The sequence below is a fragment of the Flavobacterium sp. RSSA_27 genome, from assembly GCF_051547125.1.
Classification (GTDB): Bacteria; Bacteroidota; Bacteroidia; order Flavobacteriales; family Flavobacteriaceae; genus Flavobacterium.
Window position 1 is genome coordinate 633,782 of sequence record NZ_JBPTTN010000001.1, and the last position, 18,631, is coordinate 652,412.

Genomic DNA, 18,631 nt, shown 5'->3' on the forward strand with positions numbered 1-18,631 from the left:
AGAAATCTTACTCTTTCACTAAGAGTATAGTTCCCTTAAAACCAGTGGCTAAGTTGTCCCAATAATTTTTGGAAAGTACTTTTTTCTGGTCATCTATGATGATGATTTCGGCGGTGTTACCTCCACTAGTTCCCGTATTGAGCGCCTCGAAATCCAGTTTATTAAAGCCTTCACCCAATAAAATTTTGATATCGGTAAATTCTCCACCTAGAAAAATCTGCTCTTTTAGTATCGTTGCATTTTGATACAATCGAAGTAAATCGCCATCTACATAAATAAAATCTCGAACTCGTACAATTACGTATTTGGATTTGGTATTGATTTGTCCAAAATCGAAATTACGACGAAGCAAAGGCATATTATTTTCGTTCAACGTTTTATCGACGTCTTTTTGCATCTTTTTTAAGTATTCCTCGCCCACGTTGATAAACTTCTCTTTCGGAAACATATCTACATCATTCGATTTTGTTATGGTTGTGGATGCTTTATTGGGATTTTCTGGCGAATTAAAGACGTTGGGTTGTTCTATTTTGGGCAGCTCGGCGGGAGGAATTACTTTTTTCTTTGGCGCTGCAGGAAACTTAGCGGGCGGAATTGGTTTGAATTTTGGACCAAACTCCGCTTGAGCATTTCCTTTGAATGCCAATACCAAGAATAAAAAAAGGAATAAAAAATGTTTCATTCGCTAAGATGCTTTTGTAATTTCGATTGATTGCAAAGGAAGAATCCTTTTGTGTTTACAAAACTAACTTATTTCTTATTTTATACTAAGGTATTAGAAATATCTTAACATTTAATAGTATTTGCTATATGTGTTTATCTATGTTCCTAGAAATATTATTGAAAGATGTATCCAAAAAGGCTCTTTGTTTCCTGCTAGCCCCGGGAGGAGCGGCATCCTTTGCTGCCGGGGTTCGGCGGCAAAGATATAGCGTATCACGGGACGATGATGGCAAAAATGCGCTTTGTTACTGCTCCAAAAAAAAGAAACAAATGTAACTTTTAACGTATGGTAATCGTTTTTTTATTGAACGATGATTGCCTAGTTTTGTTGTTCTATTTATAACCAAAAAGTAATTTTAAATTAGGAAAATGAAAAGACAAAATATTTTGACTGGCTCACCGTGGGAGGATAAAATGGGGTACTGTCGTGCGGTTCGTATTGGAAACATAATAGAAGTTTCGGGAACTGTAGCGATTGTTGATGGCGAAAAAGTAAAGGCAAATGATGCGTATGCGCAAACGCTGAACATACTCGAAAGGGTTGAAAAAGTTTTGGAGGATTTGAATGTGGGGATGAAAGATGTGATTCGAACTCGCATTTTTACTACCGATGTTAGCACTTTTGAAGATGTAGCTAGAGCGCACTCAGCTTTCTTTAAAGAGGTGAAACCCACGACTGGTTTTTATGGCATCAATCAATTGGTAGCGCCAGAATATTTGGTTGAAATTGAATTTACGGCTATTGCTGCTGAATAGTGTTCAAAATTTATATTGAATGCTTACATTAGCAACATCATTTGCTTTTGTTTCTCACTATGACTTTTGACGCGATAAAAAATAAAGGGCTTACACTACTCCAATGGATTTTCGTTTGTGTAGTGGTAGGCTTTTTTTCTGGGTCGGCATCTGCGGTTTTTTTGTTGGCTTTAGAAAAAGTTACACAAATTAGGACGGATAATTTCTGGATTATTGGATTCTTGCCTTTGGGTGGATTTGCTATTGGGTTGTTGTACCATTACTACGGAAAATCGGTGGTCAATGGCAATAATTTAATTTTGGAAGAATACGACACACCACAACAAACCATACCCTTCAGAATGGCGCCTTTGGTTTTGATTACCACCATACTCACACATCTTTTTGGAGGTTCTGCGGGACGCGAAGGTACAGCAGTGCAAATGGGAGCGGCGATTTCGGACGGAATTCAGCGTTGGCTCAAATGGGCTGATATCGACCGAAAGACCATGTTGGTTCTCGGAATCAGTGCCGGTTTTGCTTCTGTTTTTGGAACACCAATTGCGGGAGCGCTCTTTGCTATGGAAGTACTGAGTTTTAAAAAAGTTACTTTTAAGACCATTTTTTTATCTTTTGCAGTGGCTTACGCAGCTTTTTATACTGTAGAATTATGGCCGGTTACGCACACTCACTACAGCATTCCGATTGTGCCTGAATTTTCGCTTGCTACTATTTTTTGGACGGTTTTCGCGAGTGTTCTCTTTGGACTTGCCGCACTACTCTTTTCGCGTTCGACTCACTTTTGGGGTCATTTATTTAGCAAAACCATTGCTTACGCGCCTTTTCGACCTTTGGTGGGTGGTTGTATTTTGGCTTTGGTGATTTTCAATTTTTCGGTACAACCTTATATTGGATTAGGAGTACCAGTGATTGTTGACGCTTTTAGTACTGCAAATCCTTGGTATGCTTTTTTACTGAAAATTCTATTTACTGGTTTTACCTTAGGTGCTGGCTTTAAAGGAGGAGAAGTTACGCCTTTGTTTTTTGTAGGGGCTACTTTAGGAAGTGCTTTGTCGCTTGTTGTTCCGATGCCTATTGCGCTTTTGGCAGGAATGGGATTTGTGGCTGTCTTTTCTAGTGCCACGCATACACCTATTGCTTGTAGCTTAATGGGAATAGAGCTTTTTGGCTTAGAAAGCAGTATTTATATCGCTTTGGCGTGTGTCATTGCTTATTTTTGCTCGGGAACATTAGGGATTTACAAATCACAAATTGTAAAAGGGCCTAAAGGAATTTTATATGAGAACATTAGAAGAAAACTTCCGTTTCGTTAAAATCCCAAATAACTCTTAATGATTTTTACATTAGATAAAAAAATGTAATTTCGCAACTTATGAAATGAACATCACCTCTAATGGAGTTCAACACCTATAACTAAATATTTTGGTCAACAATGAAAAGGCAAAGCAGTTATTTGGTGTTCTTTAAAAAAATCAAAATTACGAATGACAATACAAGATATTCAAGCCGTTCAAGAGTTATTAGCAACACCAAAAAAAATTGCCATTATTCCACACCGAGGTCCAGATGGCGATGCTATGGGCTCTACTTTGGCGCTGTATCATTTTCTACTTAAAAACAACCACCAACCGATTGTGATAGCTCCCAATGAATTTCCGGATTTTTTGGCTTGGCTACCGGGTTCTGAAACGGTGGAAGTTTACGAAAAAGAAAGAGAAAAATGTACTGCCATCTTAAAGGAAGCGGAACTTGTTTTTACTTTAGACTTTAATGCCTTACACCGCACGGGCGAAATGGAAACGGTTTTGAAAACACTTACCGTTCCGTTCATTATGATTGACCATCATCAAAAACCTGATGACTATGCCGCTGTAATGTATTCGGATACGCAATTTGGTTCTACTTGCGAAATGATTTACAACTTCATTACCTATCTGGGTCAAAAATCAAGTATTGATAAAACTATTGCAACTTGCATCTACACAGGTATTTTAACGGATTCGGGTTCTTTTCGTTTTCCAAAAACAACAGGAAACACCCACCGTATTGTGGCCGATTTGATTGATTTGGGAGTAGAAAATTCCGTTGTTCCAACCTTGCTTTTTGATAATAGTTCTTATAATCGTTTGCAACTATTGGGAAGAGCTTTGCAGAATATGCAATTGATTCCAGAGAAACAGACTTCTTATATTACCCTTACCCAAGCCGAATTGGATGAATTTCATTTTGTAAAAGGCGACACCGAAGGTATTGTCAATTATGGATTGAGTATCAAAGGAATTGTATTTTCGGCTATTTTTATTGAAAATCAAGAAGAAAAAATCATCAAAATCTCTTTCCGTTCTCAAGGTGATTTTGATGTCAATGAATTTGCTAGAAACCATTTTAATGGCGGAGGTCACATCAATGCAGCTGGAGGAAAATCTGAAGAATCGCTTAGTGCTACCGTAGCTAAATTTGTAGAATTGGTACATCAACTTAATATATAATCGTATGAACAGTATAAAAAACAGTCTTTTAGTCGTTTTATTGGCTTGCTTCGTTTGGAGCTGCGAACAAAACCAAGAGGCCCGCAGACCGCTTTCGCAAGCTTCAGGAAGTTTTATGAAAAAATCAATAGAACGCAATAAAAAACTGGTAGCTTCTGAGGAAGACCGAATTCAAGCTGTCATCAAAAAAAATGCTGGAATAGAATTCTTAGCCTCCAAAAAAGGATATTGGTACCATTTTTCGAAAAGAAATATGCAAGATACTCTTACACCAAAAAAAGGAGATGTTGCTTTTTATGACTACGAAGTAAAAGATTTGAAAGGAAATATAATTTACTCCAAAGAAGAAACACAACCTCAAACTTATTACGTAGACAAACAAAACATTATGATGGGGCTAAGAGATGGTATTAAACTGATGCGTAAAAAAGAAACTTTTGTATTCTTATTTCCTTCACATATGGGCTATGGCTACCACGGTGACAATAAAAAAATTGGTACCAACATCCCATTATTGTGCACCGTAACTTTACGAAATTTTATGCCCGAAGCCGAACTTAAAAAACAAGAAATGCTTAGAGCCAAAGCATTATTACAACAACAAACGATTGCAAAAGATACCCTAAATCAATAAAAAAAACTAAAATCAATTTATTAAAATGAAAAAAAGAATTGTTCTTGGATTACTAGCCTTAACAAGTTTCTTCTCTTGTAAAAATGAAGAAAAAAACGATTTACCAGATGGTTTATATGCCAAAATTGAAACCAACAAAGGTGATATCATCTTACAACTTGCTTATGACAAAGCACCAATTACCGTAGCCAATTTTGTAACATTAGCCGAGGGAACCAATGAATTCATTACCAATCCGAATTTGAAAAATCGCCCGTATTATGATGGTTTAAAATTCCACCGTGTTATCGAAGATTTTATGATTCAAACTGGAGACCCTTTAGGAACTGGTTCTGGTGATGCAGGTTACAAATTCAAAGATGAATTTTGTGAGTTTAGATTTGACAAAGGTGGTGTTTTGGCAATGGCCAATAATGGACCAACAACCAATAGCAGTCAATTTTTTATCACGCATTTAGAAACGCCTTGGTTAGACGGAAAACACACTATTTTTGGTCAAGTTGTAGGTAATGGAATGGAAGTAGTTAACCAAATCAAGCAAGGTGACTTTATGAAAAAAGTGACCATCATCAGAAATGGTGAAGCGGCGAAAAAATTCAATGCCGTAAAGACATTCCACGATTATTACATCGTTGAAGCCGAAAATCAGAAAAAATTACAAGCCGAATTAGACGCTTACAATGCAAAATTCAAAGCCGTACAAGACCAAAAAGTAGCCGATTTCAAAGCCTTGAAAGCAAAAGCTACCAAAACCAATACAGGTTTAGAATACGTGATTACTCAAAAAAGTAATGGTAAAAAACCTACTGTTGGAACACCGGTTTATATTCACTATGCTGGATTTTTAGAAAACGGAAGTCTTTTTGATAGTAGCATCGAAAGTGTTTCAAAAACTTTCGGAAAATTTGATGCCGCTCGTGCCGCAGCCAAACAATACTTACCAATTCCTTTTGAATATGGTAAAAAAGATGGTTTAATTCCTGGATTTATCGAAGGAATTGAAAAACTAAAATTTGGTGAAAAAGCTACCATTTTCATTCCATCTAATTTAGGCTATGGTGCTCAAGGTGTAGGACCAATTCCACCTAATGCCAACATCATTTTCGAAATTGAATTATTAGAGAAAATGTAGTATTTAATAAATAGTCATTAGTCCATAGTGATTAGTAATAAGCTATTACTAAGCACTATTTACAACAGCTAAGGACTATGGACTAAAAACTAAGAACTAAGTACTGAGTACCAATTAAAAAAACCATCAAAAACAAATGAAATCAAAATTGCTTTTTTTATTATTCTTCGGGATAGTAAGCATCAATGCACAAGTAAAAAAAGTAGCCACTCCTGCTAAAAAACCAGTAGCGAAAACCGCTATTAATCCAACAAAAGTTGCCCCTGGAGAAGGATTATTTGCTACCATCGAAACCAACAAAGGAACAATAGTTTTGGCGCTTGAGTTTCAAAAAACTCCAGTAACCGTAGCTAATTTTGTAAGCTTAGCTGAAGGAACTAATCCGTATGTAAACAAAGAAAAACTAAAAGGAAAACCCTTTTATGATGGATTAAAATTCCACCGAGTAATCAAAGACTTTATGATTCAAGGTGGTGACCCAGAAGGTACTGGTTCTGGTGACCCAGGATACAAATTCAAAGACGAATTTACCGATTTGAAACACGACAAAGGCGGTATTTTATCTATGGCGAATTCTGGTCCCGCTACCAACGGAAGCCAATTCTTTATTACACACAAAGACACGCCTTGGTTAGACGGAAAGCACACCGTGTTTGGTCACGTAACCGAAGGAATGAATGTAGTAAATGCCATTGAACAAAACGATGTAATTACAAAAGTTACCATTACGCGCAAAGGCGCTTTGGCTAAAAAATTCAATGCAGCCAAAGTTTTCACAGACTATTATGCCAATAAAGCAGAAGATGCCAAAAAACAAGCTGCAATTGATGCCGAAAATAAAGCCAAAAAAGCCGCTTTAGAAGCCGAAGCCAAAAAAGCCTATGAAGCAAAATTTGGTCCAGTTATAAAAGCTAAAGCCGATTACATTAGCTCAGTTAGAGCGTCAGGAACAAAAACCCCTTCAGGTGTAATTTATCAAGTCATTCAAAAAGGAAGCGATGTAAAACCTGTTGATGGGTCGACCATTTACTTTCACTACGCTGGTTATTTTGAAGATGGAAATATGTTTGACAGTAGCTACGAAGAGGTGAACAAAGCCTACGGAAAATTCGATGCGAACCGCGCCGCTCAAAATGGCTACCAACCTTTCCCGTTCGTAGCTGGTAAAAAAGAAGGTATGATTCCTGGATTTATTGAAGCGTTGAGCTTGTTACATTTAGGAGAAAAAATGATTGCTATTATGCCATCAAATTTGTGCTATGGCGAAAGAGGTGCTGGCGGAGTAATTCCACCCAATGCCAATCTTGTATTCGAATTAGAAATAATGGATAAAAAACCAGAAACGAAATAAATCCAATAACTTCTATAAATAGTCCTTTTTGTCAGTTCGAGCGCAGTCGAGAACCCTCACTATATCTCGACTGCGCTCGATATGACAAAAACACGATTGAACTATATTGAAATAGTGTTTGATGTAAATTTCATTTTGGAACAAAATAAAAAACCGATAACAAGTGAAATGTTATCGGTTTTTTTATGCTTTAGAAAAGCTTATTTCTTTCCAAACTTCCAGTCAAATTCGTCTTTTTGATTGATAATCGCACCAATCTCAAACTTTACTACTTCTTCAAATTCGGTTTGAAGAATAAACCAATTCTCTTCGTTGAAGTAATTTTCAAACGTATCAAATTCTTCTTGCGTAAATTTAGTAATTCCTTTTGCAGCCAACTCTTTTTTAACCGATGCAATGGGTTTATCAATAATCAAATTACCAAACAATTCTAATTTTGGACTCGAAGCCACGATATATCCTAATCTCAACTCTTCTTCTTGATAAAAAGTCAAACGCATTTTCAATTTGTTGTACACCAAAATCACGTTATCATCTTCGTCTTTGTAATTACGGTCTGGCTTACCATAAATGGCGGTCACATCATTTTGTTTCATCCCGAACAAAAGCTGCTCAATCCCGCTTTTTAAATTTATTTTCATATGAAAGTGTGTTTAAATTGTATAACTAAAGCGCAAAGGTATTTCCATTTTTTGGGATAACCTCCCAATTCCAAAAAATAATATCGAAACATTATTTTATATCAGGAGCAGATACAAAAGGCTTTATCAGGCTGCATCGTCCCGCTTTCCGTTACAATCTTTGCTGCCGAACACCGGCAGCAAAGGATTTCCACTGCAATCGGGGCTAAAAAGAAACATCGTACCTTTTTGGAGAGATTACAATTGTTGCTCCAAATTCATTTTTACCTTATCAAACCACTCATCCTTCAAAATACTCAAAATAATACTATCTCTTCGTATTTCGGGAGTATGCGTAGGCATATGACTTCGCAAAATGCCTTCCACCGTGCAACCAATGCGTTTCATCGCCGCAATACTGCGTTGGTTATTGGCATCGGCTCTAAATTCTACGCGCTCCATTCCTAAAGTCTCGAAAGCAAAACGAAGCAACAAATATTTACAATGCTTGTTGAGTCCCGTTCCTCTAAAATCCTTTCCGTACCAAGTATAGCCCAATTGCAGCGTTTTGAATTCAAAATTGATGTCATAAAAACGTGTGCTTCCAGCATATTTCCCCGATTGTTTATCATAAACGATAAAAGGAAATTCTTTCTCTGTTTCCTTCGCTTTTAAAGCTAATTGAATATAGTTTTCGAGATTGGCCTGACCATCCGCTTTTACTAATGAGAATTCCCAAGTTTCGGGTTCGTGAAGAGAAATGGGCAATAAATGAGTAACATCATCCATTTCTAGCGGGCGTAATTGTACTCGGTCATTTTCTAAAATAGCGTTGGAAAATAAATTAAAGTCCATAGTATTGAATTAACTTTAAAGATAAAACTTTAAGCGTTGTATCAACCTTAAAAACCATCAAAAATAATCAAAACTATGTAGCGACCTACTTAGCCCAGACCGAAGTGGAAAGCCCGGAGCAAAAAAAATTGATTTTTCTTGTTCTAAAAGAGCGACTGGAAGAAGCTCCTTTTAGAATATAGAAAAATCATTTTTTTTGTGAGGACTTGTAACGGAGCGCTGGAAATAGCTCCTAAAAATTATTCGTTAAATTCATCGTAGCGCACAGGAACTTGCGGGTCGTATACTGGACATTTGAACTCTTCGAGCGTGTCGGCCAATAGGTTCATCGTTTTTCCATCGGTGCCGTAGCAGTCGATTTGAATGCTTTGCGGTGTAGTTTTGACCTGAAAAGCACCTTTGCCTTTGGTGTTTTTCCAACTATTGTCGTCTACTTTTTCCCAAGTAGCAAACACACTATTCAACCGATTGAGAATAACCTCGACAGGTAAATCTTCTAAACCCTCAACGATTTCTTGTTCGACCAAGGCTTCGTAAACCAAATGATGATTGAGATAAATGCCCTCTTGATAGCGCCAAAAAAGTAGTTCGTACATAGGAAAAATTTAACAGTTAAAGGGTTTAATTGTTTAAAGGTTTAATCGGTTAATCGGTTAAGCAGTTAATCGATTAAACTTTTTTAATATTCGAAAGTACCGTATTCGCTGTTGATGGTTAGTTTTTTGGCATCCGAAGTTGCTACTCTACCTACAATTTTCGCATCGACATTAAACGATTTTGAAATCGCAATGATGTCTTGTGCAATAGCTTCTGGAACGTACAACTCCATTCGGTGTCCGCAATTGAATACTTGATACATCTCTTTCCAATCGGTTTTGGATTGCTCTTGAATCAGTTGAAACAAAGGTGGCACTGGGAATAAATTGTCTTTTATAATGTGTAAATTATTGACAAAATGCAAGATTTTAGTTTGTGCTCCTCCACTACAGTGTACCATTCCGTGTACTTCGGTAGCAGAATATTTATCTAAAATAGCCTTAATAATTGGCGCATAAGTTCTAGTTGGTGACAAGACCAATTTACCCGCATCGATAGGCGAATTTTCAACAGCATCTGTCAATTTTACTTGACCCGAATAAATTAATTCTGAAGGAACAGCGGCATCGAAACTCTCAGGATATTTGGCGGCTAAGTATTTCTCGAAAACGTCGTGACGGGCAGAAGTTAATCCGTTACTTCCCATTCCTCCGTTGTATTCTTTTTCATAAGTGGCTTGCCCAAAAGATTCCAAACCTACAATAACATCGCCGGCTTGAATATTGGCATTATCAATTACTTTGGAACGCTTCATACGAGCGGTAACCGTAGAATCTACAATGATAGTGCGAACTAAATCACCTACATCGGCCGTTTCGCCACCTGTAGAATGAATGGTCACTCCAAAAGTAGCTAGTTCCTGAATTAATTCTTCAGTACCATTAATAATCGCCGAAATGACCTCAGCAGGAATTAGATTTTTGTTTCTGCCGATAGTGGAAGAAAGCAAAATATTGTCAGTAGCTCCTACGCACAATAAATCATCAATATTCATAATTAATGCATCTTGCGCAATGCCTTTCCAAACAGAGATATCCCCAGTTTCTTTCCAATACATATACGCTAGTGAGGATTTGGTTCCTGCGCCATCGGCGTGCATAATGAGGCAATAGTCTTCGTCATTGGTCAAATAATCTGGGACAATTTTACAAAATGCTTGTGGGAATAAACCTTTATCGATGTTTTTAATAGCATTATGCACATCTTCTTTGGATGCCGAAACACCACGTTGTGCATATCGTTTAGAAGTAGCTGAACTCATGAAATTAGTTTGTGTTGATGTGGCGCAAAGATAAGCAGTTTTTTTAATTTCTTGGTTTAAACACAGAGCAAACACATGAGTTTGAAAAAATAAAAATTAGAGCCAAGAATTACACAAACTAACACAAATTAGAATATCATAAATAGCACATATCTGCCAAAGAAAGATAAGATTTGTGTCATTTAAATTTTAGTAACACAAAATTAGGGCATGTTAGTGGCATTAGTGGCAAAAAAATAAATGATGCGTTTGCCCTGGGTTTAAACACCAGTTTGCTGCAAAAAAACTGTGTTTTAAAATACCCAAAATTTATGATACAATTCTAAATAAAAAAAGGAATCCAATTCAGATTCCTTTTTTTATTCAATTTCAATAACTATTATTTTGTAAACAATAACTCTCTGTATTTGGTCAAAGTCCATAATTCATTGTCAACTAACAATTCTAGCTTGTCACAATGGTTACGAATTTCTTCAAAATAAGGTTTTACCTTGTTACAGTATGCTTCAGCCATTTCTTGAGCATCAGTCAAGTTGTTAGCTACTTTTCTTTCGTTGGTCATCAAAGCGACTTTTGAATTGATACCTTCAATATGACCTGAAATTTGTTTGATTAAGATAATTTGCTCTTTGGCTACATTCTCGAAATCTGAACCAAAAATATCTTTCAATCCTTTCACATTTTCGATTAGAGTATTTTGGTAACGAATAGCTGTTGGGATTACGTGATTTTTTGAAATATCACCTAAAACACGTCCTTCAATTTGAATTTTCTTGGTGTACTCTTCTAATTCAATTTCGTAACGCGCTTCTACCTCAACATGATTCATGATTCCTAACTCTTCGAATAAGTCTAAGGCTTTTTTAGACGCTCTAGCTTTCAAGGCTTCAGGAGTAGTTTTGAAGTTACTCAATCCTCTTTTTGCTGCTTCATTTGCCCATGCTTCGCTGTAACCATCTCCTTCAAAAAGGATTTTCTTTGATTGTTTGATATACTCTCTCAAAACATTAAAGATAGCGTCATCTTTTTTCATATCGTTAGCTTCAATCAAAGCATCTACTGCTACTTTAAAGTCTCTCAATTGTTTCGCTACAATAGCATTCAAAGTAGTCATAGCGTTAGAACAGTTTGCTGAAGAACCTACAGCTCTAAACTCAAATTTGTTTCCTGTAAAAGCAAATGGAGACGTTCTATTTCTATCCGTATTATCTAACAATACATCTGGGATTTTCCCAACAACGTTTAATTTTAAATCTGTTTTTTCTTCTGGAGATAATTTTCCAGCAGTCACACCTTCCAATTCAGCTAACACTTTTGTCAATTGTTCACCAATAAATACTGAGATAATTGCTGGAGGCGCTTCGTTCGCTCCCAATCTATGATCATTGCTAGCTGTAGCGATAGAAGCTCTTAGTAATTCTTCATAATCATTAACCGCTTTGATAGTATTCACAAAGAAAGTCAAAAATTGTAAGTTACTCATTGGCGTTTTACTTGGGCTTAACAAGTTCACTCCAGTATCGGTAGCCAAAGACCAGTTGTTGTGTTTACCAGAACCATTAACCCCTTTGAATGGTTTTTCGTGCAATAAGACTTTGAAATCATGTCTTTCAGCCACTTTACCCATTACATCCATCAACAAACAGTTGTGATCTACCGCTAAGTTTGTTTCTTCAAAAATTGGTGCTAACTCAAATTGGTTTGGTGCTACTTCATTATGACGAGTTTTTACAGGAATACCTAACAACATACATTCTTGTTCTAAGTCTCTCATAAAAGTCAAGGCACGAGAAGGAATAGAACCAAAATAGTGGTCATCTAATTGTTGTCCTTTTGCCGATGTATGTCCCAGTAAAGTTCTACCGGTCATCATCAAATCAGGACGAGAATTAGCTAGTGCGCTATCAATCAAAAAGTACTCTTGCTCCCATCCTAAAGTGGCAGTAACTTTTTTTACATTTTTATCAAAATATTTACATACTTCTGTTGCAGCTTCATCCATTGCAGATAATGCTCTAAGCAAAGGAATTTTATTATCTAAAGCTTCTCCAGTGTACGAAATAAAAACAGTTGGAATACATAAAGTAGTCCCATAAATAAAAGCTGGAGAAGTTGGATCCCAAGCTGTATATCCTCTCGCCTCAAAAGTATTACGAATCCCTCCATTTGGAAAACTAGAAGCATCAGGTTCTTGTTGTACCAATTGTGCTCCACCAAATTTTTCTACTGGATCGCTACCATCGTAGGAAGTTTCAAAAAAAGCATCGTGCTTTTCAGCTGTAGTTCCTGTTAAAGGTTGAAACCAGTGTGTATAATGAGTAACTCCTTTAGACAAAGCCCACTCTTTCATCCCCATAGCGATGTAATCCGCTATTTTTCGATCAATTTTGGTTCCGTGTTCAACAGCTCCTTTCACTGCTTTATAAGCATCAGAAGTCAAATATTGCTTCATGGCTTTATCATTAAACACATTTGAACCAAAAAGAGATGATTTTCTATCGGTTTCTTCAAATTTAACTGGCTTTCTAGTAGATGCTTCTTTTAAAGCTTGAAAACGTAATGTAGACATAAAAGATTATTTTTTATTTATTAAACCCCTATTATTTTGTGCAAATATAAAAGATTTATCAGTTTTATAAAAATTTACCTCTCTATTTTGAGGGGTATTCATCAATTTTAACTATTTCTCATTTTAAACCTAATATTCTATCAAGTTGACAATTTAAATACAAATAAATTCCTTTATTCCATAAATCCTACCACCACTTCTAAACTAGAACAAACACACCCCTAAACTTTAGCTTAAAAAGTTTCTAAGTTTTAAAAGCATCAACTACATTTGCAAGAACTATTAATACCAATTTTATGCTTGTTTGGACGCTATTTATTATTTTAATTATTGGCATTTTAGCCTTAGACTTAGGTGTCTTTAATAAAACACCACACATCATCAATACCAAAGAAGCGAGCAAATGGACTTTGATTTGGTTTACCTTTTCCATGCTATTTTCAGGGGTAATTTATTGGCTGTATAGTACAGGTTATGTAGATAATCCAACCCAATTACAACCAACCGTGGCTTCCATGAAGTTTATTACGGGTTACTTAATAGAACTTTCTCTTAGTGTTGATAATATTTTTGTTATAGCTATAATTTTTTCTTCTTTTAAAATACCACAGAAATACCAACACCGGGTATTGTTTTGGGGAATATTAGGCGCTATTGTTTTTAGAGGGCTAATGATTTTCTTTGGAGTGTTGATCATTAACAAATTTGCTTGGACTACCTATTTATTTGGAGCCTTTTTATTGTTTACCGCCATCAAAATGTTATTTGCTGGAAAAGATGACGAGTTTGAACCTAAACAATCCTTTGTATATAAAACCCTTGGCAAAATTATTCCGCTTACGTCTCATGCCGACAAAGAACATTTTTTTGTAAGAATACACGAAAAAAAGCATGCTACACCTCTTTTTGTTGCATTAATAGTCATTGAAGTTATGGACGTATTGTTTGCAGTAGACAGTGTACCAGCGATATTAGCCATTACCTCGGATCCTTTTTTAGTATTTAGCTCCAACATTTTTGCTATTTTAGGTTTACGTTCGATGTATTTCTTCTTGGCGAATATGTTGGCTAAATTCAATTATTTAGAATACAGTTTAATTGCAATTTTAAGTTTTGTCGGGCTAAAAATGCTACTTCATGATTATATCGAAGTACCTGAATGGGCTTCTCTTGGCTTTATAGCCCTTTCATTAGTTACAGGAGTCTTAGTTTCTTTAAAGCTAAGCAAAGAAGAAGGGATTATTGAATAATGACACATATAGCACAAACAAAAAAAGGAAATCGAGTGATTTCCTTTTTTTGTGCAATACTATTGAATCAATTATAACTTGATTGTTTTTACTTGATTTTCTTTAATGTTTAAGGCTTTGATTACCGCAAAATAATCGCTCGTATCGACCGTTTTTGAAAATGCCCCAGGAACTATAACAATTCGGAAGGTTTGGTTATTGATAAATTGAGGCGTTAAAGCTAAATTATAAGTACCTCCTGCATATATTGTAAAATCCTCTTTACTGAAATCGAAATCATAATCTAATTCACCTTGTGCTGGATAAAGTGTTCTAGGAATAGACTGCCAGATAGGTGTATTGGAATTAATGGTTCCTACTAAACGGTAGATCAAAATCACATCGGAAGCAAAAATTTGTGGATTCAATTTTTGGTAAATAATATAACCCTCTACAGGATCTAAGGTGAAATTAACGTTTTTAATTTCAAACACTTCAGCTATCAAACCGTCTTCCCCGGGAGGACCTTCTGGGCCTTCGCAAGATGAAAAAACTAAAGTAGATAAGGTCACAAATAAAATAAGAAATCGTTTCATAATTTTTTAATATTTAAGGTTCCTCAAAGTTAACCAAAAATTGAACCATTTTTTATTTATACATAAATTTCCACTTTAGAAAGCTTAAAAAACAGACCTTAATAGCATTTTAATTTTCAATCGTACGACCTATTTCAAAATTGTTCGCAATTCATTGCGATACTGTGAGGCACTCTTACCTGTATACGCCTTAAAAGATTTATTAAAATGACTAAAATTATTGAAGCCACTTTCAAAACACACCTCATTAATACTCATAGGTTTTTCAGCTAAAAGTTTTGAAGCATGCACAATTCTATATTCATTGACAAAAGTAGTAAAGGTTTTGTTGGTAATTTTTTTAAAATACCTACAAAAAGAAGGAATGGTCATGCTCACCAAATCTGCAATCGCTTCCAAAGAAATTGGTTCTTGGAAATGATCTTTTACATAATTAAAAACTACGTTAATCCTATCGTTATCTTGAACTTGCATTTCTAATGAGAAACCAACAGCATTCAATATAATGCGTTCATTTGACATACTCATATCTTGTAAAACACTCCAAAGCATCATTAATCGATCAAAAGGACTTAGCTGATCCATGACTTCTATTTTTGCTCCAATTTTGTTTTTACTTTCACCTAAAAATGCAATTCCAGCTTTGGCTTGTTGCAATAAATTCTTTACAGCATTCATTTCTGGAATGTCAAAAAAATCAGCCCCAACAAAATCTGGTTTCATTTGTATTACTATTTCAGACTTATTTCCTGTTTGTGAGTTGGTAAAACCACAGTGTGGCAAATTACTACCAATTAAAACAAGATTCCCATCTGTGAAATAAGAAAGATGACTTCCAATTTGTCGCTTTCCTGTTCCTCCTTTCACATAGACCAATTCAATTTCTGGATGATAATGCCATACATGGGATTTACTATTGGCATTTTCATCATATCTAGCAATGGAAAACGAACTTCCATAGGAGGGAACTATAACTTCTAAAGTAGGATCCACTTTTTTCATAGCATTACATTTGTATTTAAACAAAGCTACGCAATATAGATCCAATATTACCTAATTTAACATATATCGTTTTCGCAAATGATAAAATAGCACACATTTACGAAAATTGAGTGGAGTGAATCTCGAAACAGCTGCAGTAATTTAGCAAAATAAATAATGACTAATAATTTAAACAAAAACAATATGAAAATGATGAAAAAATTAGCTTTGGTTGCAGTATTTGTATTAGGAAGTGTAAACACTTATGCAATAGATGGCGATTTCTTACTTAATGTAAAAAAAACAAAAGGAAACGAAATTAGTTTTACCATGAATGGGATTCAAAAAGCATCTATAGCTATCTACGATGATGAAAACAACTTGATTTTTTCTGAAAATGCAAAAGGACAAAATGGTATTATAAAAAACTATGACCTACAAGAATTACCAATTGGCACTTATTTATTAGTTGTAAAAACCGAACTTAAAGAGGTAACGCACGAAATTAAAGTTGCCACTTCTGAAGTTACATTAAGTAAAAGAGCTTGTATTGAAACTTACAAGACTGCTTTTAGCACCAAAAATGTTGCTTCTAAATAATTAGAATACTTCGACCCAAAAAATTCATACTTTTTGAAAGCTGTCCATAATGGATGGCTTTTTTTTATAGCATTCTTTACAAATAGGTAACTCTTTCTTTTAGTACTAGCTGTGAATTTCCTCTTGCCTTATTTGGATTCGGGTTTCAGCAATTGGTTAAAATCATATTTACTAAACTCTATTTATTATAAATCATACTTCATTATATTCAACAAAATAATCTGTAAGCGAATAATTATTTACTAAAAAAAACATTTTACAGCAATCAATAGAATAAACATTATAATTATTTAAATTATTCAAAATAAACACATATTCAAAATTACCTAAAACATATGTTATAGTAACCAAATTTTAAATATATCGTTTTCGAAAAGAAAAAATAAGACCAAAATTAGAAAATTGTGTTGTGTTTCTATACTAAAAGTTGGACTAATTTAGCATCAGAAATTTTAACTAACAACTTAAAAACAAGAACCATGAAAACAATCTCAAAATTAAGTTTGGTATTAGTATTTGTTTTAGCCAGTCTAAACACTTATGCAATTGATGGCGATTTTTTACTCAATGTAAAAAAAGGAAAAGGAAACGAAATTAGCTTTGCTCTCAATGGCAAACAAAAAGTTAAGGTTACAATATATGACATAAATCAGAATGTTTTGTTTGCAGAATATGCAACGGGTACTAAGGGAATTTTAAAAACTTATAATCTAGATGAGTTTCCAGAAGGCAAATATTATTTAATTGTTTCGACTGATTACAAATCGGTTAAACATGAAATTATAGTAAATGCAACTCACACAGTTTTGAGCAAAAGACCAGTTTTGGAAGTTTACATAAAAGAAGCCAATAATAAAAAACTTGTAGAAATCAAATAAAAACACATTACTAACCACATTTATTATAGACCGTCTAACAAAGGCGGTCTTTTTTTGTTTTGTAGTCATGCTTTAAAAATTTATAAAATTTCCTAAATCAAAAAATTGCTTATACAAAAGCAATGGTAAATCAATAAGCCGTCTCTTGAGAAGACGGCTTATGACTTAGTAAACGTTTAAAAAAATTAATTTGAAGAAACTACTTCTTTACTACTACTGCCTCTGTTAGTAGTTACTTTAACAATAAATACTTGTTCTTGTCCTATGGTATTAAAGTTAAGTACGGCTTCTTTGCCTAAATAACTATCAGCATCTCTATGTGAGCTTACCAAAACTCCTAATAGCGTAAATACTTCAATTGTTACCTCCGTTTGATACTCAAAATTATAACGGATAGTAAGTTGATTTTTGAAAGGAATAGGATAAGCATCGAAACTAGCAATTTCTGTAGTTATTGCAGCTGAAGATTCGAATGAATTATTCGCTTTAGAACATCTAGACACATCATAGCCAATAAAAATTCTACAGCCATCAAAAGCATTATTAATTTTATCAACAACATCTGCAATTTTAGTAAGTGATACTCCATTAGTATTCCCACCACCTAAGGCTTTATTGGCTAATGCAAATAATCCTTGAATGGTTTTCTCTCCCTCTATAGCAGCTATTACATCTGGATCAATAGCATAATATTGGTAGTCATTTGTTACACTAGTTAAATTACCATATAGGTCATAATTGCATTGACGGGTTTTTGGAATATTAGAACCACAACCTCCTTCAGCAGCAGCAGTTGCTAATTCTTTTCCTTGTAAAACAAAGCTACCAAGAGCACCATTATTGCCTAGATTTAAACCTAAAGTAATTGTTTGTGCTAATAAAGTATTATTAATTACCCCTTTTTTAAGATAAGCACTTGGTAAACTACTAATATGAGGACTACCTAAGTCTAATACTTTACTAACTCCACCTCCTGGTAAAACATCTAAGATACCTTTAGTATCGGCTTCAGTATTAGAAACCAAAACCCATCTACCATTAAAACCAATACTCATGGTTTGATTTGGATAAGTACTTAATGAATTTGCTATTAAACCTCTTGTTGTAAATGGAGTACCATTTAAGCAAGACATACCCCCATCATTTCCGTAATATCCTTGGGTATAAGTACATACGGCATCAGCACAAATTTGTGTCGTAACTAAAACTATATCTGTAGCAGTACATCCATTGGCTGGATTGGTAACGGTTAAGGTATATGTACCAGCGGCATTAACGGTTGGAGTTGCAGTATCAGCTCCTGAAACAATATTGCCTCCATTACTTGCTATCCATGAATAGGTAGCGCCTTCTGTTGAAG

18 protein-coding genes are annotated in these 18,631 nt (G+C 34.9%); 9 read left to right on the forward strand and 9 right to left on the reverse strand.

Annotation, left to right across the window (positions count from 1 at the left end):
* Positions 1 to 7 precede the first annotated feature (7 nt).
* The gene (locus tag ACSVH5_RS02800) at positions 8 to 682 is read right to left on the reverse strand and encodes a hypothetical protein (RefSeq protein WP_438059942.1); all 675 of its coding nucleotides are present in this window, start codon (positions 680 to 682) and stop codon (positions 8 to 10) included.
* Positions 683 to 1,092: 410 nt separating this feature from the next.
* Here ACSVH5_RS02800 and ACSVH5_RS02805 point away from each other — a divergent pair, with 410 nt between their 5' ends.
* The 6 genes from ACSVH5_RS02805 (at position 1,093) to ACSVH5_RS02830 (ending at position 7,085) form a co-directional block, all read left to right on the forward strand.
* Positions 1,093 to 1,479, forward strand: a complete 387-nt coding sequence (locus ACSVH5_RS02805) for a RidA family protein (RefSeq protein WP_298295092.1) — start codon at positions 1,093 to 1,095, stop codon at positions 1,477 to 1,479.
* A gap of 59 nt (positions 1,480 to 1,538) precedes the next feature.
* Positions 1,539 to 2,792 (forward strand): chloride channel protein, encoded by a 1,254-nt coding sequence (locus tag ACSVH5_RS02810; protein ID WP_438059943.1) that lies wholly within the window; start codon positions 1,539 to 1,541, stop codon positions 2,790 to 2,792.
* Positions 2,793 to 2,963: 171 nt separating this feature from the next.
* On the forward strand, positions 2,964 to 3,968 hold the full coding sequence (locus tag ACSVH5_RS02815; protein ID WP_438059944.1) for a DHH family phosphoesterase: 1,005 nt from the start codon (positions 2,964 to 2,966) through the stop codon (positions 3,966 to 3,968).
* Between the two features lie 4 nt (positions 3,969 to 3,972).
* Positions 3,973 to 4,602 carry a gliding motility-associated peptidyl-prolyl isomerase GldI gene (gene gldI / locus ACSVH5_RS02820; protein ID WP_438059945.1) on the forward strand — a complete coding sequence of 210 codons (630 nt, stop codon included), beginning with the start codon at positions 3,973 to 3,975 and terminating at the stop codon, positions 4,600 to 4,602.
* Between the two features lie 25 nt (positions 4,603 to 4,627).
* The gene (locus tag ACSVH5_RS02825; RefSeq protein ID WP_438059946.1) at positions 4,628 to 5,734 is read left to right on the forward strand and encodes a peptidylprolyl isomerase; all 1,107 of its coding nucleotides are present in this window, start codon (positions 4,628 to 4,630) and stop codon (positions 5,732 to 5,734) included.
* Positions 5,735 to 5,870: 136 nt separating this feature from the next.
* Complete coding sequence (locus ACSVH5_RS02830) at positions 5,871 to 7,085, forward strand: peptidylprolyl isomerase (protein WP_438059947.1); 1,215 nt, start codon at positions 5,871 to 5,873, stop codon at positions 7,083 to 7,085.
* A gap of 200 nt (positions 7,086 to 7,285) precedes the next feature.
* Here the strand turns inward: ACSVH5_RS02830 and ACSVH5_RS02835 are convergent, their stop codons facing one another.
* The 5 genes from ACSVH5_RS02835 to ACSVH5_RS02855 all read right to left on the reverse strand — a co-directional run bounded on the left by ACSVH5_RS02835 (position 7,286) and on the right by ACSVH5_RS02855 (position 12,987).
* Positions 7,286 to 7,726, reverse strand: coding sequence for a hypothetical protein (locus ACSVH5_RS02835; RefSeq protein ID WP_438059948.1), 441 nt, complete (start codon positions 7,724 to 7,726; stop codon positions 7,286 to 7,288).
* Positions 7,727 to 7,963: 237 nt separating this feature from the next.
* Positions 7,964 to 8,560 (reverse strand): GNAT family N-acetyltransferase, encoded by a 597-nt coding sequence (locus tag ACSVH5_RS02840; protein ID WP_438059949.1) that lies wholly within the window; start codon positions 8,558 to 8,560, stop codon positions 7,964 to 7,966.
* Between the two features lie 239 nt (positions 8,561 to 8,799).
* Entirely contained in the window at positions 8,800 to 9,156 is a 357-nt protein-coding gene (locus ACSVH5_RS02845) for a hypothetical protein (protein ID WP_438059950.1), read from the reverse strand.
* 83 nt (positions 9,157 to 9,239) lie between these two features.
* Positions 9,240 to 10,418, reverse strand: coding sequence for an AIR synthase related protein (locus tag ACSVH5_RS02850; protein WP_438059951.1), 1,179 nt, complete (start codon positions 10,416 to 10,418; stop codon positions 9,240 to 9,242).
* A gap of 379 nt (positions 10,419 to 10,797) precedes the next feature.
* Positions 10,798 to 12,987 carry a glutamine synthetase III family protein gene (locus ACSVH5_RS02855; RefSeq protein WP_438059952.1) on the reverse strand — a complete coding sequence of 730 codons (2,190 nt, stop codon included), beginning with the start codon at positions 12,985 to 12,987 and terminating at the stop codon, positions 10,798 to 10,800.
* Between the two features lie 296 nt (positions 12,988 to 13,283).
* On the opposite strand from ACSVH5_RS02855, the gene ACSVH5_RS02860 reads away from it, so the two are divergent.
* The gene (locus ACSVH5_RS02860; protein WP_438059953.1) at positions 13,284 to 14,237 is read left to right on the forward strand and encodes a TerC/Alx family metal homeostasis membrane protein; all 954 of its coding nucleotides are present in this window, start codon (positions 13,284 to 13,286) and stop codon (positions 14,235 to 14,237) included.
* Between the two features lie 71 nt (positions 14,238 to 14,308).
* On the opposite strand, the gene ACSVH5_RS02865 is transcribed toward ACSVH5_RS02860, so the two are convergent.
* A complete protein-coding gene (locus ACSVH5_RS02865; protein ID WP_438059954.1) occupies positions 14,309 to 14,812 on the reverse strand; it encodes a hypothetical protein in 504 nt (167 codons plus the stop codon).
* Between the two features lie 129 nt (positions 14,813 to 14,941).
* Positions 14,942 to 15,814: an AraC family transcriptional regulator gene (locus ACSVH5_RS02870; protein ID WP_438059955.1), complete on the reverse strand. Its 873-nt coding sequence runs from the start codon at positions 15,812 to 15,814 to the stop codon at positions 14,942 to 14,944.
* A gap of 189 nt (positions 15,815 to 16,003) precedes the next feature.
* On the opposite strand from ACSVH5_RS02870, the gene ACSVH5_RS02875 reads away from it, so the two are divergent.
* Both ACSVH5_RS02875 and ACSVH5_RS02880 read left to right on the forward strand, forming a co-directional pair.
* The gene (locus ACSVH5_RS02875) at positions 16,004 to 16,393 is read left to right on the forward strand and encodes a secretion protein (protein ID WP_438059956.1); all 390 of its coding nucleotides are present in this window, start codon (positions 16,004 to 16,006) and stop codon (positions 16,391 to 16,393) included.
* A gap of 479 nt (positions 16,394 to 16,872) precedes the next feature.
* Entirely contained in the window at positions 16,873 to 17,271 is a 399-nt protein-coding gene (locus ACSVH5_RS02880) for a secretion protein (protein WP_438059957.1), read from the forward strand.
* 185 nt (positions 17,272 to 17,456) lie between these two features.
* Here ACSVH5_RS02880 and ACSVH5_RS02885 read toward each other — a convergent pair.
* A partial coding sequence (locus ACSVH5_RS02885; RefSeq protein WP_438059958.1) for a hypothetical protein occupies positions 17,457 to 18,631 on the reverse strand: 1,175 nt, incomplete at its 5' end.